Source organism: Streptomyces sp. NPDC086077, assembly GCF_040686175.1.
Lineage (GTDB): Bacteria > Actinomycetota > Actinomycetes > Streptomycetales > Streptomycetaceae > Streptomyces.
In genome coordinates this window covers 1-14,708 of sequence record NZ_JBFBJT010000168.1, presented here as the reverse complement: position 1 = coordinate 14,708, position 14,708 = coordinate 1, and the positions used below count along the sequence as shown (strand labels likewise).

Genomic DNA, 14,708 nt, shown 5'->3' with positions numbered 1-14,708 from the left:
GTCCAGCGCGCCGTGAACGGCGCGCTCGAAGGGCTTGACGGACTGTTCGGCGCGGGCCAGCGCGTATCCGCCCTGGACGACGGCCGCCAGCGCGGCCGCGGTCTGCTCCGGGCGCAGCCGTGCGTCCAGTTCGCCCGCGGCCTGGGCCTCGGCGATGGCCTCGGTCAGGTGGTGGTTGAGGACGCCGAAGGTGTCCCGGACGGGTTCGCGCAACGCCTCGTCCGCGATGATCTCCGGATCTCCCGCCAGTCGCCCGACGCTGCATCCGCGCAGCACGTCCCGTTCCAGCAGCAGATAGGCGACGATCCGCTGCAGGCCGGTGCCCTGTCCGGTGAAGACCTCACGGATCTGGGCCTGCATCAGCTCGGCGCTTCTGCACTCGGCGGCCAGCACGAGGTCGGGCTTGCCGCCGAAGTGGTGGTACATGCTGCCCTGCCCGACGCCGGAGCGGCGCAGGATCGCGGTAGGGCTGGTGCCCAGATAACCGCGGTCCCACAGCAGCTGGCGGGTGCCTTCGATCAGGCGGTCCTTCGCGTCCGAGATCTTGTCCATGAGGCCACCATACATACATGTATGTATGGTGGCCTCACGACGAGGCCACATGGCCCGCCGAACCGTTGGAGGACGACATGGCGCGCAGCAATTCGATCGAGATCGTGGAGGCGTTCTGGGAGCAGGTGTGGAACGCCCATGATCCGCAGAAGGTGGACGATTTCGTCGTGGAGGACTTCGTGATCACCAACGCCGGGGAGGCCATCGAGGGACGCGAGAACTTCAAGGCCTGGATCACGGCCTTCCTCGACAAGGTCGACGACTTCCGGCTGGAGGTGATCGAGACGTTCCAGAACGAGGACGGCAGCAGGGTCGCCTCCCGCTGGCACGCGCACGGACGGAACAACGGCGTGCTGGGCACCGAGCCCGACGGACGGCCGATCTCCTTCAGCGGCACCGCCGTGTGGGCCGTGCGAGAGGACGGCAAGCTCCTGCACAACTGGGTGGAACGCGCGAGCTGGGAGCTGTACCAGCGTCTTGCCGCATCGCCGGCCTGAGACATCGAAGAGCGCGACGGCGCGCCGCGCGCCCTCGGGAGCCTTGAGGCCATGAGCCGGTCGGGAGCGGTCAGGGGAACTGGACGATCTCGGAAGGAACGGTGTCCGTTCCCGACGTGCCGGCTCCCGTGCCTTTGATCTTGTGGCGGTAGGGGCCCTTGCCGCCGAGCGAGATCACCGGCAGGTGGCGCGTCTTGACGCCCGGCTTGACCGGCACCTGTAAACCGTGGTGCTGCACGATCGTGTCGTCGGACGTGTAGGGAAGTGGGCTCGCCATCGACGTACCCGACCTCGGCGGCCCCGTCCAGTGGGCGAACGCCTCGAACCGGCAGACCGTGATCGGCAAGCACTACTGCGCGTTGGCCTACGATCAAGGCCGGGCAGCTCGGCGGCAGACTACGGGCGCTGCTCACCAACAACGCCCAGGCGGCGGCCGACGGCGCCGCACAGGTGCTCAACTCCTGGGGCGGGCGGCGCTTCGAGCCGACGGAGAAGGACCTCGTCGCCCTGTTCACGGTGGCTCCCGGCTGACTGCCCGAGTGCCGCCCAGGTGGCAAGCAGGAGTTCGGTACGGTCCGCATCCCTCTGCACCCGCGCGCCGAGCCGCCGGCCGCCGGCGGCCTCCTCACCCGGGCTCTTGGCCTCCCAGCCCGGCCCGCCGGGCGGCCACGCTGTCCAGGAGCATCTCCAGCGCGGTCGGGTACGCGCTGGTCGTCATGCGGGAGGCGAGGAGGGGCGCCGCCTCGGCGATGCGGGGATAGGCGCTGGCAGGCAGCGTCGCGTACGTCGAGCGCCACATGTCCTCGTCCGAGCGCAGCGACCGCTGCGGCAGGGCGAGCGACGCGGCGTCGAGGGCGGCGAAGGCCAGGGTCTGGTCGATGAACGCGTGGTAGATGCGCACGGTGTCCGGCGAGGGGAAGCCGGCCGTGCGCAGAATGTCCAGGACCGCCTCGTCGGCAGCCAGTTCGTTGGGCCGTCCCGAGACGCGGCTGGCGGTCAGCTGGGCCGCCTGGGGATGGGCGGTGTACGCGGCGTGGATGCGAAGGCCCACGCCGCGCAGATCCGCCCGCCACTTTCCGGTGGGCTTCCAGCCGTCCAACGCCTGCCCGATGAGCCGGTCGCCGATGGCGAGGATCAGGTCGTCCATTCCCCGGAAGTAGCGGTACAGGGCGCTGGGGTCGCAGTCGAGGACCAGGCCCAGGCGGCGGGCGGTGAGCCCCGCGCTGCCGTGTTCCCGCAGCAGGCGCAGGGCGGCGTCGACGAACAGCGCGTCGCAGAGCACGGCGCCGCTCCGGGTGGGGCGGCGCCGCCGACGGTGTTCCTCGCGGATGACGGGCTTCGGCATCTCCGCTCCTCTCGGCGGGCGTGTTCTTATGCCAACGTCATTGACCTTATGTGCGCGGGGCGCCTTTGATTCCGGCCAGGGGCCCCCTTCAAACCGATGGATGCTCGACTGAGAGGCGAAACTGATCATGCGCGTACTTCTCGTGGGAGCCGGTGGCGTGGGCACTGCGATCACCCGGATCGCGGCCCGCCGGCCGTTCCTCGACACCATGATCGTGGCCGACTACGACCGTCCACGAGCCGAGGCGGCCGTCGCGTCCCTCGGGGAACGTGGCCACCGCTTCCGGGCGGAGCAGGTGGATGCCCAGGACGAACAGGCGGTCACGGCACTGCTGCGCCGCCACGGGTGCGACGTCCTGCTCAACGCCACCGACCCGCGCTTCGTCATGCCCCTGTTCCAGGCGGCGCGTGCGGCGGGCGTCACCTACCTGGACATGGCGATGTCGCTGTCCCGGCCGCATCCCGAGCGCCCGTACGAGGAGTGCGGCGTGAAGCTCGGCGACGCGCAGTTCGCCCAGGCCGACCAGTGGGAGGAGAAGGGGGCCCTGGCGCTGGTCGGCATGGGCGTCGAGCCGGGCCTGTCCGACGTCTTCGCACGCCACGCGGCAGACGAACTCTTCGACCGGGTCGAGGAGATCGGCATCCGCGACGGGGCCGATCTCACCGTCGACGGACTGGCCTTCGCGCCGTCCTTCAGCATCTGGACCACGATCGAGGAATGCCTCAACCCGCCGGTGGTCTACGAGGCCGGGCGCGGCTGGTTCACCACCGAGCCCTTCAGTGAACCCGAGGTGTTCGACTTCCCCGAGGGCATCGGCCCGGTCGAGTGCGTGAACGTCGAGCACGAGGAGGTCCTCCTCGTACCACGGTGGATCGAGGCGCGGCGCGTCACCTTCAAGTACGGCCTGGGCACCGAATTCATCGACACATTGAAGACCCTGCATCTCCTCGGGCTCGACCGGACGGAACCCGTCACGGTGCCCGGCCCCGAGGGCGCGGTCGCGGTCTCGCCTCGGGACGTCGTCGCGGCCTGCCTCCCCGACCCGGCCACCCTGGGCGAACGCATGCGGGGCAAGACCTGCGCGGGCACCCTGGTACGCGGTCTGAAGGACGGCAAGCGGCGCGAGGTGTACCTGTACCACGTCGTCGACAACGAGTGGTCCATGGCGGAGTACGGCTGCCAGGCCGTGGTGTGGCAGACCGCGATCAACCCGGTTGTCGCCCTGGAACTCCTCGCGTCGGGCACGTGGACCGGCAAGGGTGTCCTGGGCCCGGAAGCCTTCCCGGCCCGCCCCTTCCTGGACCTGCTCACCGAGTACGGGTCTCCTTGGGGCATGCGGGAGCAGTGAGGGCGTTCGCTTTGCCAGTGCGCATCGGCCCGCCGCGGCGGTGAACCCCCAACCGCCGCAGCACCTCCGGGTACTCCGCCGCAACCCCGGCGGCGTGGCCGGGTCGAGGCGCTCGTAGCAGTCCTGGACCTCGACGAAGAACTCTTCGCTGCCACCCGCCCCATGGTGCGTGGCCACCATGGCGAGCGCGCCGCCGGACCGCAGCGCGTCAGCCGCTTCTGCCATCCGACCCGCGGCCACCTCGGTGAACTCGTCGAGCAGCTCCGGCGGATACCCGGGCCTGGCCCGGTGCTACGCGGCGAGGCGCCGGACGAAGCGCCGGAGGATTCGCGCGCTACGCGGCGATGACGGCGACGCCCGTCCTGCCTCCGTCGACGTCCACGACGGTTCCGTGCACGAAGGCCGCTTCCTCACTGGCCAGCCAGACCACGGCCTGCGCGACGGCGTCCGGAGTGCCGACGCCGCCGGCCGGCGTGCCCTTCATCATGATCTCGCCCGCATGGGGCTCGCTCCCTTCGGGAGCCGGGGGCAGGATCACGCCGGGCGAGACGGCGTTCACCCGCACCCCCGTCGGCCCGAACTCCGCCGCCCAGGCCCGTGTGAGCGTCTCCACGGCTCCCTTGGTGGAGCTGTAGAGAGCACCGAGCGGAACGCCCAGCCGCGCGATCCACGAGCCCAGATTGATGACCACACCGCTACCGGCCTCCTGCATGGCCGGGACGACGGCGGCGGTGAGGAAGAACGGTGCCTTCACGTTGACCGCGTAGACCTCGTCGAAGGTCTTCTCGTCGGTGGCGACGGTGCCCGGTGCCGGATAGATGCCGGCGTTGTTCACCAGGATGTCGATCCGCCCGCCCAGGATTTCGCGGGCTCGGTCGGCGAGGTCCTGGGAGGCCTGCTTGCTGCCGTCGAGGTCCGCCACCAGGAAGTCCGCGCGGCCACCGGCTGCGCGGATCTTGTCGGCTGCCTGAGCCCCTCGTTCCTGATTCCGCCCGGACACGACGACGTGGGCCCCTTCTGCGGCGAACGCTTCGGCGATCGCCAGTCCGATGTTGCTGGTCGATCCCGTGACCAGTGCTGTCTTGTCCCTCAGCCGCTCGCTCATGACGCCCATCTCCTTCGTGCTCCAGAAACCTGCCGACCACGGTGCCTCGCCAAAAATGGACCGGCAAGTCCAAAGGTGCGGGATGGTGTCCAGCGGGTGTCCGGGCGCGTGGACGTAGAGTGGACCTGCTGGTCCAGCGAGGCAGGCGAGAGGGAGCGAGATGCCGCACGCGCCGACTGCGAAGGGACGGGCCACCCGGGCCCGCATCATCGAGGGGGCTGCCGAGGTCCTGCGCGAGCAGGGCGTCGCCTGCACGACGCTCGACGACATCCGCGGCCGGACCGGCACGAGCAAGAGCCAGCTCTTCCACTACTTCCCCGAGGGCAAGGACGAGCTGCTGCTGGCGGTCGCCCAGTTCGAGGCCGACCGTGTCCTGGAGGAGCAGCAGCCCCATCTCGGGCGGCTGGACTCCTGGGAGTCCTGGCAGCAGTGGCGGGACTTGGTGGTGGAACGCTATGAACGACAGGGCGACCACTGCCCCCTGGGCTCACTGTTCCTGCAGGTCGGGCGTTCCCGCCCCGGCGCCCGGGCGATCGTCACCGAGCTCATGCGCCAGTGGCAGCGGAAACTCGCCCGCGGCATGCGCGCCATGCAGGCGAACGGCGTGGTGTCGCCCGCCCTCGACGTGGACCGGTCGGCCGCCGCGCTGCTGGCCGGTATCCAGGGAGGGGTGTCCATCATGATGGCCACGGGCGACTCGACCCACCTCAAGGCGGCACTCGACACCGGCATCGAACACCTCAGGGCGAGCCAGGCGCCGGTTCGGCCCTGACGGCCGGCAAGTTCGGCCAGGGTGGTGGAAGAGGCGTACGCCTCGCGTCGCCGGTCGGTCCCGAGCCGGGCTCAGGCCTGTCGATCACGGTGGCAAGGAGCGGGTTTGCGGGCTGCTCCTCAGGATGCGGCCGGACGGGCCGGGCGCGCTCAACGCCGGGCCTCGTGACAGATCCGAGGTGTCCCGGTCCCGGTACGTGAGTGGCAGTTCGACACGCAGAGTGGTGCCCGCCGAGCGCGGACTGTCGACGCTGATGCGGCCGCCGAGCGCCTCCACACGGTCCTTGAGTCCGACGAGGCCCGTACCCGCGCCGAAGTCGGCACCCCCGACACCGTCGTCGCGGACTGCCAGGTGCAGCACCGTGTCGTCCTCCACGACGGTGACCGTGACGGCCGTGGCGCGCGCATGCTTGACCACGTTGGTCAGCGCCTCCGAGATGACGTAGTAGCCGCTCACCTGGACCTGCTTGGGCAGGCTTCCCCCGGTGTGGACCGCGAGATCGACCGGTATGGGGCAGCGGCGGGCAAGTGCCTTGAGCGCGGAGACGAGACCGCCCGTCGCGAGGACCGAAGGATGGATGCCCCGTGCCATCTCGCGCAGCTCCTCCGACGCATCCGTCAGGCCGTCGCCCACTTCATGGAGCCGCGTCCTGAGATCGTCCATCCCCGGCGGCACCATCTCCTGCGTCGAACCGACGAGCAGCACCAGCGACACCAGCCGTTGCTGGACGCCGTCGTGGAGGTCGCGCTCGATTCGCCGGCGCGCCTCGTCAGCGGCGTTGACGATGCGGGCGCGTGAGGCCGACAGCTCGGCACGGGCCTCGGCGTTCTCCACGGCGGTGGCGACGAGCTCGGTGAAGCTGGCGATCTTCGCCTCCGTGTCCCCGGGGAAGGGCTTGTCCCTCGTGGAGGCGGCGATCACCCCCCACAGACGTCCGCCCACGGTGACCGGGCAGCCGACCGAAGAGCGGATGCCCATGGCGCGGGACTCCTGTGCGATCGGCCCCGTCGCGTCCGCGAAGCTCTCGATCCGCACCGGCCGACCGCTGCGCCGCACATCGCGGGCGACGCTCAGCCCGCTCAGGTCGAATCGGGTGCCCACGCGCAGAAGGTCGGATTGCCTGCTCCGGCTCCAGGCGGCGACGCCGGTGACGGTTCCGTCCGGCTCGTAGCGCTCCATGCGGGCCACGTCGGCGCCGCAGAGCAGACCCACCTCGCGTGTGACGGCCTCGAAGACTTCCGAGGGCGGACCCGAACGGGCGACCAGTGTCGCGACCTGGCGCAACGCGACGTGCTCCCGCGTCAGGCGTTCCGCCGACCGCACCGCTCTGCGCAACCGGGCCGCCAGCTGCCCCACGACCAACGCGGTGAGGACGAAGACGATCAGGGCGACGATGTCCTCGGAATTCGCGATCGGGTACGCCTGGAACGGTGGTACGAACAGGTACCCGTAGACAACGACGCACAGCACCGATGTGATCAGCGCCAGTCGCGTCCCCCAGACCACGGCGACGGGAAGGACCACGAGCAGATAGAGCACCGAAAGGTGCAGCGAAGCAGTGTGTGGCCTCAGTAGTGCGATGAGGCCTGTCATCGCGGCCACCATGGTCACGCTGGCGAACAGCCGGTTCCACCACCGCAGACCCAGCGAGCGGATCCGACGCCGTCCCATCCCATCGCTTCCCTGGCCGACCAAGAATTGACGTAATTACCCAAAGTATGACATATAAGGGCATTCTTGCCGGGGCTGTGATCGAACAGCGGGAGGGGCGCTTGGGGTGGCCTGCGACGAGGCGGCCCGGTCGCGTCACAGTGCGTAGGCGATGTCCGCCCAGTGGACGGCGCGGCCCGCTTCCCGGCGATCGCCGTGGGCCGCGGCGAGCTGATCGATGATCATCAGTCCTCGGCCGTGTTCGTCGTCGGCGAGACCGGCTGCCCAGTCGTCGGAGGCAGGACCTCCGTCGGAAACCTCCACGTGCACGTGCCCGGTGTCGTGGTTACAACCCAGCCCCATGCACAGCGGCGGTTGCGCGTGCTGTACGGCGTTGGCGACCAGTTCCGAGACGGTCAGCAGGACCGAGTCCGCGACCTCGCCGGCGACCCCCCACCCGCTCAACAGCTCCTGAGCGATCGTACGCGCTTCCCCGGCGGCTTCCGGAAGGTGCGCCAGGGCCCAGGGACGGGCCGACTTCTTCGCGCTGTGGTCGTGCGTCACTGCCATCACCTCCTTCCTCGACGGCGCCGCCGAGCTCGGAGTGCCGTCCGTGCCAGTTATTCCCATGTTCGGCTCCGGTACCCGTGTGTGTCTTCCAAGCCAGCGCCCAACGTCTGTACCGGTCAGCGGGAATGAATGGCAGAACCGCAGCTGGACGGCAGTGCACGGGGGATGGTGGACGCGTTGGCCGGCGGCGGACCCGAATGCGGCGCAAACGGCTGCGAATACCGCTAGCAGGGATGCCACCGAGGTGCCGCCCTGGGATTCTGGAGGCATGCTCCGCTGTCTGATCGTCGATGACAACGACTACTTCCTGAGTGCGGCTCGCTGCCTGCTCGAGCGCCAGGGAGTGGCCGTTGTGGGCGTGGCATCCGACAGCGCCCAGGCGCTGCGGCTCGCCGAGCAGCTCAGGCCGGACGTGGCGCTGGTGGACATCAACCTCGGCTCCGAGTGCGGCTTCGACCTGGCCGTCCGCCTGCGGGGTGAGGCCGATCCGGCGGCCCTCCTGGTGATCCTGATCTCCAGCCACGCCGAGGACGACTACGCCGATTTGATCGAGGCCAGCCCCGCGGTGGGCTTCCTCAGCAAGACGGCACTGTCGGGCGACGCCATCGGTGCCCTGCTCGCCGGCGCGGGCGAGAGCTACCGGCGCGGCCCGGTCAACGGGCCTCCAGGAAGGTGATCACTGCCCGGACACGGCGGTGGTCGTCGTCGGTCTCCGGCAGGTTCAGTTTGGCCAGAATGCTCCGCACGTGCTTCTCCACCGTGCCTTCGGTGACCCAGAGCCGCCGGCCGATCCCGGCGTTGGACCGGCCCTCCGCCATGAGCTCCAGCACCTCGCGCTCCCGCGCACTGAGCACGTCCAGAGGATCCGCCCTGCGACGGACGGACACCAGTTCCTGCACCAGCGCCGGGTCCACCACCGAACCGCCCCTGGCGATCCGCTGCAGTGCCTCGAGGAACTCCCGCACGTCACGCACGCGGCTCTTGAGCAGATAGCCGATGCTGCGGCCACTGGCCAGCAACTCCATCGCGTGCTCCACCTCGGCGTGCGCCGACAGGACGAGAATGCCCATGGTCGGGTACTCCTGCCGGATGGTGCGTGCCGCCTCCAGCCCTTCTGTGCTCTGCCCCGGCGGCATCCGGATGTCCACCACCACCAGTTCCGGCGTCACCTGCCGGACCACGTCCAGCAACTGCGCCGCGTCGGCGGCCTGACCCACCACCGCGCAGCCGGACCGCTGCAGCAGGCTGGCCAGCCCTTCGCGCAGCAGAACGTCGTCGTCGGCGAGGACGACGCGCAGATCCGCCACAGCCGGTCCCTCGTCGCCGGGCCCGTCCCCAGTGCTGATGGTTCCTGGCGTCATACCCACATTGTCGGCGAGGCGCGGGGGGTGAGCACGCGGCGAGCGCGGGCGATGCCGCATCGAGGCACGACTCAGGGCTGGTCGGTTCGACCGACCAGCCCTGAGTCGAGAGCGGGACGTTCACCCGCCCTTTGTGCTGCTCAGTGGCCTCCGCCGCCGTGACCTCCGCCGCCGTGACCGCCGCCGTGGCCTCCGCCGCCGTGACCGCCGCCGTGGCCTCCGCCGCCGTGGCCTCCGCCGCCGTGACCTCCGCCGTGACCTCCGCCATGACCGCCGTAGCCGCCGTGACCGCCGTAGCCGTTGTCATGGCCGTAGCCACCGTGGTCGTTGTCGTAGCCTCGGTCGTAGCCGCTGTTCCACCAGTTGCCGTCGCCGTCGTCGTGGAAGTGACGACTGTCGAGACCTCGAGCGTTGAAGTGGCTCGTGCTGACGGAACCGCTGTGCGCCTCCGAGGGGGCGGTGGCGGCACTGGCGGCGCCGACCCCCGCGAAGCTCAGGGCTGCCACGGCGACAGGAACGGAAGCCAGGCGCGCGATCTTGGATGCCTTTGCGTTCATGATGTGTCCTTCCAGAAACGGAATATTCTGCTGCGGGTCGCTCGAACCTGCGGCGGCAACTTCTCCGCCTCCGCGGGCGGCAACCGAACTGCTTCCAGCTTTGCGCCCACAGGGAGTGGTGTCTTTGCAGCCAGCGGTGGTTCTCACCTACCGCTAGCAGGAATCGAGTGTGCGGAATGCCACATCGGCCCTGCTCGGAGAGGCCGACGAGACGAGCCGGGCGCCCACGCCAGTCTTCGGGAGGTGGGCGTCGGCCGTCGCGGTACGCCGGCTGTCGGGCGTGTCAGGCAGGCCGATGGCCGGGCTCCCGCCGACCCGCGCGAGCCCGGCCACTGAACGTCGTGCCCCGATCAATCCGACGGTGACCGCGATCCGGACAGCAAGAATCCCAAGTCCGCACGGAAATAGGGGGCTTGGTCGACGGCGGGCCACTCGGGCCCGGTGTCAGGCCTCCAGCAGCGGCAGACCAGGCAGTATCTTCTCGATGGTGATCGGGAAGTCGCGTACGCGGATCCCGGTGGCGTTGAACACCGCGTTCACGACCGACGCACCGGCGCCGCAGATGCCCACCTCACCGACGCCCTTCGCGCCCAGCGGGTTGGCCTTGTCGTCGTACCCGTCGAGGACCACGGCGTCGACGGCGGGGATGTCGGCGTGGACCGGCACCAGGTAGCCGGCGAAGTCGCGGTTGACGAAGGCGCCGGATCGCGGGTCCACGACGGCCTCTTCCTCAAGGGCCGCGCCGACTCCCCAGATCATGCCGCCGATCAGCTGCGAGCGGGTCGTTATCGGGTTGAACACGCGGCCCACCGAGAACACACCGAGCATGCGCCGCAGTCGGATCTCGGCGGTGTCCGCGTCGACGCCCACCTCGGCGAAATGCGCACCGTAGGTGTTGATGGAGTACTCCGTGTAGTTCGGCTCGTCGCCCATGAAGCGGATCTGCCCCTCCGCCTCCATCCCTTCTGGATGGCTGCGCGCGACGATGTCGCTCAGCTCGTCGGAGGCGCCGCCGATGCGCACGCTGCCCTCCTGGAACTCGGCGCCGGCCGCATCCAGGCCGTGCAGGGGGGAACGCTCGTCACCGCAGGCCGCCTCCACCAGCTTCGTGCGCAGTGCCGCGCACGCCCGGTCCGCCGCGGAGCACGAGTTGGTGGCACCCCACGAGCCTCCGGACCCCCAGCTGGTGGGGAAGTCGGAGCGCCCGAGTTCCACCCGCACCCGTTCCAGCGGCAGTCCGAGCCCTTCGGCGGCCACCTGGGTCAGGATGGTGTACGTGCCAGTCCCGATGTCGGTCATGTCCGTGAGGACGACCGCCTTGCCGTCGGCACCCACCCGTACGCGCACGGTCGTCGGCCCCTGGAAGTGTCCCCGGATCGCGGCCGACATGCCGTACCCGATCAGCCAGCGTCCCTCGCGGCGACTCGCCGGGGTGTCCGGCCGGTTCTCCCAGCCGAACCGGCGCGCACCCTCGCGCATGCACGCGACCAGATGCCGGTCGCTGTACGGCACGTCCCGCTCGGGATCGACGGTCGGCTCGTTGCGGATCCGCAGCTCGACCGGATCCATCCCGAGCGTGTGGGCCAACTCGTCCATCGCCGACTCGACGGCCAGCATGCCCGGCGCCTCGCCCGGCGCCCGGACGTCCGTGCCACGCGGCAGGTCAAGTGCCGCCAGGCGGTGGCTGGTCAGCCGGTGCGGCGCGGCGTAGAGGCTGCGGGTGGTGGCAGCCGTCTGCTCGGCGTACTCGATGTCCGGGTTGGTGTGCATGGTGACGTCGTGGGCGATCGCCGTGAGCCGTCCGTCGCGCTCCGCGCCCAGCCGTACCCGCTGGCTCGATGTGGGGCGCATGCCGACGAGCTGGAACACCTGCTGACGAGTCATCGCGATCTTGACCGCGCGGCCCAGTTCGCGGGCGGCCATCGCCGCGAGGATCGTCTCGGAATGGATGCCCAGCTTGGAACCGAACCCCCCGCCGACGAACGGCGTGACGACGTGCACGCGCGCCGGGTCCATCCGCAGCGTGGCGGCGACCGAGGCCTGCGCCGCGTCGACGATCTGGGAGCTGACGTAGACGACCAGGTCCTCGCCGTCAGGAGCCGCCATGCACGAGTTGGGCTCGATCGGCAGCGAGAACTCGTACGGCGTCGTGTACTGCTGGTCGATCTGGATCTCCGCAGCGGCGTACCCGGTGTCGAAGTCGCCCACCGCGGTGTCCGTGGGCAGCCCCGCGTTCACCACCTTGGGGATGTACACGTCGTCCTCGAACTCGCCGAAGTCGAAACGACCCCGCCCGGTGCTGTAGGTGACATCGACGAGATCGGCCGCGGCCCGGGCCTGTTCGAAGGTCGCCGCGACGACGAGCGCCACCGGCTGTCCGAAGTAGTGGACGTCGGCGTCGGTCATCTCCGGCTGGGCGCGCCAGTACTCGAACGGGATCGACTCGTCCCGCGGCCCCTGCTCGGGGGCGTTGAGATACGTCATCACCCACTGCACACCCGGTGCGCGCTCGGCTTCCTCGGTGTCGATCCGGCTGATGCGGCCCTTGCCGATCGTCGCGCCGACGATGAAACCGTAGAGCGGTTGACCGGTCTCCCAGTGCTCGTAGGCGTAGGTCGCCCGACCGGTGGCCTTCAGCGGGCCGTCGACGCGGTGCACGGCATGCCCGATCATGTCGCCTCCTCAGCTCGCCCCGGCCACCTGCGCCAGCGTGCGGCACAGTGTGCGCCTGGCCAGGTCGATCTTGAAGTCGTTGTGTCCCTGCCCGACCGCGTCTCGCATGGCCTCCTCGGCCGCGGCGCGATACGTCGCCATCGCTGCCGGACGGCCGATCAGCGCGGCCTCCGCCTCGACGGAGCGCCACGGTTTGTGCGCCACGCCGCCGAACGCCACACGCACCTCACTGATCATTCCTTCGTCGGTGGTCGAGACGAGGGCCGCGACGGACACCAGCGCGAACTCGTACGACGCCCGGTCGCGCACCTTGCGGTACTTCTGCCGGCCCGGCGGGGGCGGGGGCAGGACGACAGCCGTGATCATCTCGCCCGGCCTCAGCTCGTTCTCGATGTGTGGTGTGTCGCCCGGCAGCCGGTAGAAGTCGGAGAGGGCGACACGGCGCACCGTCTGCTCGGCGTCGACCAGTTCGACCTCCGCGTCCAGCGCGGTCATCGCGACGGCCATGTCCGACGGATGGGTGGCGATGCAGGAGTCGCTGGCGCCGAGGATCGCGTGTATGCGGTTGAACCCGCCGATCGCGGAGCATCCGGATCCGGGGTCACGTTTGTTGCAGCCCGCGGCGGTGTCGTAGAAGAACGCGCAGCGGGTGCGCTGCAGCAGATTCCCGCCGGTGGACGCCTTGTTGCGCAACTGCCCCGAAGCGCCGGCCACCAACGCCTCCGAAACCATCGGCCAGCGGGCGCGCACACGAGGGTCGCCGGCCACCACGGAGTTGACGGCCTGGGAGCCGATGTGCAAAGTACCGTCCGGGAGTTCCTCGATGTCCCGCAGCGGAAGCCGGCTGATGTCGACCAGGTGACTGGGTGTCTCGATGCCGAGCTTCATCAGGTCGAGCAGGTTGGTGCCGCCGCTGATGTACTTGGCGCCGTTGCCGGACACCGCGGCGACCGCGGACGGCACGTCCGTCGCGCGCTCGTAGGTGAACGACCTCATTGCGGCCCACCTCCCGCCGTGCTGCGGATGGCCGCGACGATGTTCGGATAGGCGGCGCACCGGCAGATGTTGCCGCTCATCCGCTCGCGGATCTCCTCGTCGGTCAACGCGACGTCCGGCGAGCCCACGTCGGCGGTGGCATGGCTGGGCCAGCCCGCCTCCACCTCGGCGAGCATGCCGACGGCCGAGCAGATCTGGCCCGGCGTGCAGTAGCCGCACTGGAAGCCGTCGTTCTCGACGAAGGCGCGCTGCATGGGGTGCATGGCGCCGGGATCGCCCAGGCCTTCGACGGTGACGATCTCGTCGTCCTCGTGCATGACGGCGAGCGTCAGGCAGGAGTTGACGCGCCGGCCGTTGATCAGCACGGTGCAGGCACCGCACTGCCCGTGGTCACACCCCTTCTTGGTCCCGCTCAGGTGAAGATGTTCGCGTAGCGCGTCGAGCAACGTGGTGCGCGGATCCACCTCCAGTTGCCGCGCCTCGTCGTTGACGCTCAGCCTGACCGCCGAGAGGGGGCTCGGATCGACCTGGCTCCGCCCCGTGGCGCCCGTATCCGCTTCGGTCATCGCGGCCCGCCTTCCACGTTAGGTGCGGGTGTGTGCTGGATGTGCGTCGCCGCTCTTGTCAGCGCTTGCAATGGCCCGTCGCCGGCGTCGGGCCTGGTCCCGATCCCAGGCTCTCGCGAAATCCACCAGGTCGCTCGTCGGGGCGGATGCCATGGTCGCCGGTGGTTTCGGGCGGGGCGCCGTCCGTCGCGATGAGTTTCGGCCTGGGCGGCCTGCTCGACATGACGCCCTGCGGCCGCGGCGAGGCCTGGGAGGACAACCCCGAGGGGCCGGCCCGCGGGACGCGGCCCGTGCTGGTCCTGGCGCTCGGACGCGGACGGCAACGCCACCTGGGGCCCGACCAGCCGCCCCGTGCCGCAGTGGATCCGTCCCGGAGCGACTCCCGTGGAGACGCTCGGGCGGCACGGCCACCACCACTGAACGGGCCCGCCCGGCCTCCGGGTTCTTGCCGGAGGCGGCGTCCCGCGCACGATGTACGCCGACCGGCGCCGCGCCCAGGAGAGCCTGGGCCACCTCGGACGCCGGCCGGACCGAGGACGCCGTCACAGTCCTCGAAAAGCGTACGGAGGGCCGAGCCGGACGGCTGTCAGCCACGACGGTGCAGCCCGGACCGGGTGGGGCGGTCGGGGTGACGGGGAGACGGACGGTGTGCTCAGCCGAACTGGCCGGGCTGGTAGCTGCCGGCGGGCTGCTGGTTGATGACGTTGATGCGGTTG

At 70.1% G+C, this 14,708-nt stretch carries 14 protein-coding genes and 3 pseudogenes; 5 read left to right on the top strand and 12 right to left on the bottom strand.

Annotated elements, in window-relative coordinates:
• A partial coding sequence (locus tag AB0O67_RS32085) for a TetR/AcrR family transcriptional regulator (RefSeq protein WP_365457804.1) occupies positions 1-552 on the bottom strand: 552 nt, incomplete at its 3' end.
• A gap of 77 nt (positions 553-629) precedes the next feature.
• Between AB0O67_RS32085 and AB0O67_RS32080 the strand changes: the two genes are divergently transcribed.
• The gene (locus AB0O67_RS32080) at positions 630-1,049 is read left to right on the top strand and encodes a DUF1348 family protein (RefSeq protein ID WP_365457801.1); all 420 of its coding nucleotides are present in this window, start codon (positions 630-632) and stop codon (positions 1,047-1,049) included.
• A gap of 70 nt (positions 1,050-1,119) precedes the next feature.
• On the opposite strand, the pseudogene AB0O67_RS32075 reads toward AB0O67_RS32080, so the two are convergent.
• Positions 1,120-1,308 (bottom strand): annotated as a pseudogene (locus AB0O67_RS32075) (coagulation factor 5/8 type domain-containing protein); the annotation flags it as partial.
• Positions 1,309-1,674: 366 nt separating this feature from the next.
• Positions 1,675-2,394 carry a TetR/AcrR family transcriptional regulator gene (locus AB0O67_RS32070; RefSeq protein ID WP_365457798.1) on the bottom strand — a complete coding sequence of 240 codons (720 nt, stop codon included), beginning with the start codon at positions 2,392-2,394 and terminating at the stop codon, positions 1,675-1,677.
• A gap of 127 nt (positions 2,395-2,521) precedes the next feature.
• On the opposite strand from AB0O67_RS32070, the gene AB0O67_RS32065 reads away from it, so the two are divergent.
• The gene (locus AB0O67_RS32065; protein ID WP_365457795.1) at positions 2,522-3,742 is read left to right on the top strand and encodes a saccharopine dehydrogenase C-terminal domain-containing protein; all 1,221 of its coding nucleotides are present in this window, start codon (positions 2,522-2,524) and stop codon (positions 3,740-3,742) included.
• 78 nt (positions 3,743-3,820) lie between these two features.
• Here AB0O67_RS32065 and AB0O67_RS32060 read toward each other — a convergent pair.
• Positions 3,821-3,976, bottom strand: a pseudogene (locus AB0O67_RS32060) (SAM-dependent methyltransferase); the annotation flags it as partial.
• Between the two features lie 100 nt (positions 3,977-4,076).
• Positions 4,077-4,847: an SDR family oxidoreductase gene (locus AB0O67_RS32055; RefSeq protein ID WP_365457792.1), complete on the bottom strand. Its 771-nt coding sequence runs from the start codon at positions 4,845-4,847 to the stop codon at positions 4,077-4,079.
• A gap of 160 nt (positions 4,848-5,007) precedes the next feature.
• Here AB0O67_RS32055 and AB0O67_RS32050 point away from each other — a divergent pair, with 160 nt between their 5' ends.
• Entirely contained in the window at positions 5,008-5,619 is a 612-nt protein-coding gene (locus AB0O67_RS32050; protein WP_365457789.1) for a TetR/AcrR family transcriptional regulator, read from the top strand.
• Between the two features lie 84 nt (positions 5,620-5,703).
• Here the strand turns inward: AB0O67_RS32050 and AB0O67_RS32045 are convergent, their stop codons facing one another.
• Both AB0O67_RS32045 and AB0O67_RS32040 read right to left on the bottom strand, forming a co-directional pair.
• Positions 5,704-7,290 (bottom strand): DUF4118 domain-containing protein, encoded by a 1,587-nt coding sequence (locus AB0O67_RS32045; RefSeq protein WP_365457786.1) that lies wholly within the window; start codon positions 7,288-7,290, stop codon positions 5,704-5,706.
• 135 nt (positions 7,291-7,425) lie between these two features.
• Positions 7,426-7,839, bottom strand: a complete 414-nt coding sequence (locus AB0O67_RS32040) for an ATP-binding protein (RefSeq protein ID WP_365457783.1) — start codon at positions 7,837-7,839, stop codon at positions 7,426-7,428.
• Positions 7,840-8,107: 268 nt separating this feature from the next.
• Between AB0O67_RS32040 and AB0O67_RS32035 the strand changes: the two genes are divergently transcribed.
• Complete coding sequence (locus AB0O67_RS32035) at positions 8,108-8,515, top strand: response regulator transcription factor (RefSeq protein ID WP_365457780.1); 408 nt, start codon at positions 8,108-8,110, stop codon at positions 8,513-8,515.
• Here the strand turns inward: AB0O67_RS32035 and AB0O67_RS32030 are convergent.
• From AB0O67_RS32030 to AB0O67_RS32010, 5 genes are all read right to left on the bottom strand, one after another.
• Entirely contained in the window at positions 8,493-9,200 is a 708-nt protein-coding gene (locus AB0O67_RS32030; RefSeq protein WP_365457777.1) for a response regulator transcription factor, read from the bottom strand. The two genes, AB0O67_RS32035 and AB0O67_RS32030, sit on opposite strands and share 23 nt — an antisense overlap.
• Before the next feature lie 140 nt (positions 9,201-9,340).
• Positions 9,341-9,757 (bottom strand): hypothetical protein, encoded by a 417-nt coding sequence (locus AB0O67_RS32025; protein ID WP_365457774.1) that lies wholly within the window; start codon positions 9,755-9,757, stop codon positions 9,341-9,343.
• Between the two features lie 444 nt (positions 9,758-10,201).
• Positions 10,202-12,430 carry a xanthine dehydrogenase family protein molybdopterin-binding subunit gene (locus AB0O67_RS32020; protein WP_365457771.1) on the bottom strand — a complete coding sequence of 743 codons (2,229 nt, stop codon included), beginning with the start codon at positions 12,428-12,430 and terminating at the stop codon, positions 10,202-10,204.
• 9 nt (positions 12,431-12,439) lie between these two features.
• Positions 12,440-13,426: a xanthine dehydrogenase family protein subunit M gene (locus AB0O67_RS32015; RefSeq protein WP_365457768.1), complete on the bottom strand. Its 987-nt coding sequence runs from the start codon at positions 13,424-13,426 to the stop codon at positions 12,440-12,442.
• Positions 13,423-13,992, bottom strand: a complete 570-nt coding sequence (locus AB0O67_RS32010; RefSeq protein ID WP_365457765.1) for a 2Fe-2S iron-sulfur cluster-binding protein — start codon at positions 13,990-13,992, stop codon at positions 13,423-13,425. The genes AB0O67_RS32015 and AB0O67_RS32010 overlap by 4 nt, the downstream gene beginning before the upstream one ends.
• A 209-nt stretch (positions 13,993-14,201) precedes the next feature.
• On the opposite strand from AB0O67_RS32010, the pseudogene AB0O67_RS32005 reads away from it, so the two are divergent.
• Positions 14,202-14,412 (top strand): annotated as a pseudogene (locus AB0O67_RS32005) (hypothetical protein); the annotation flags it as partial.
• Positions 14,413-14,708 lie beyond the last annotated feature (296 nt).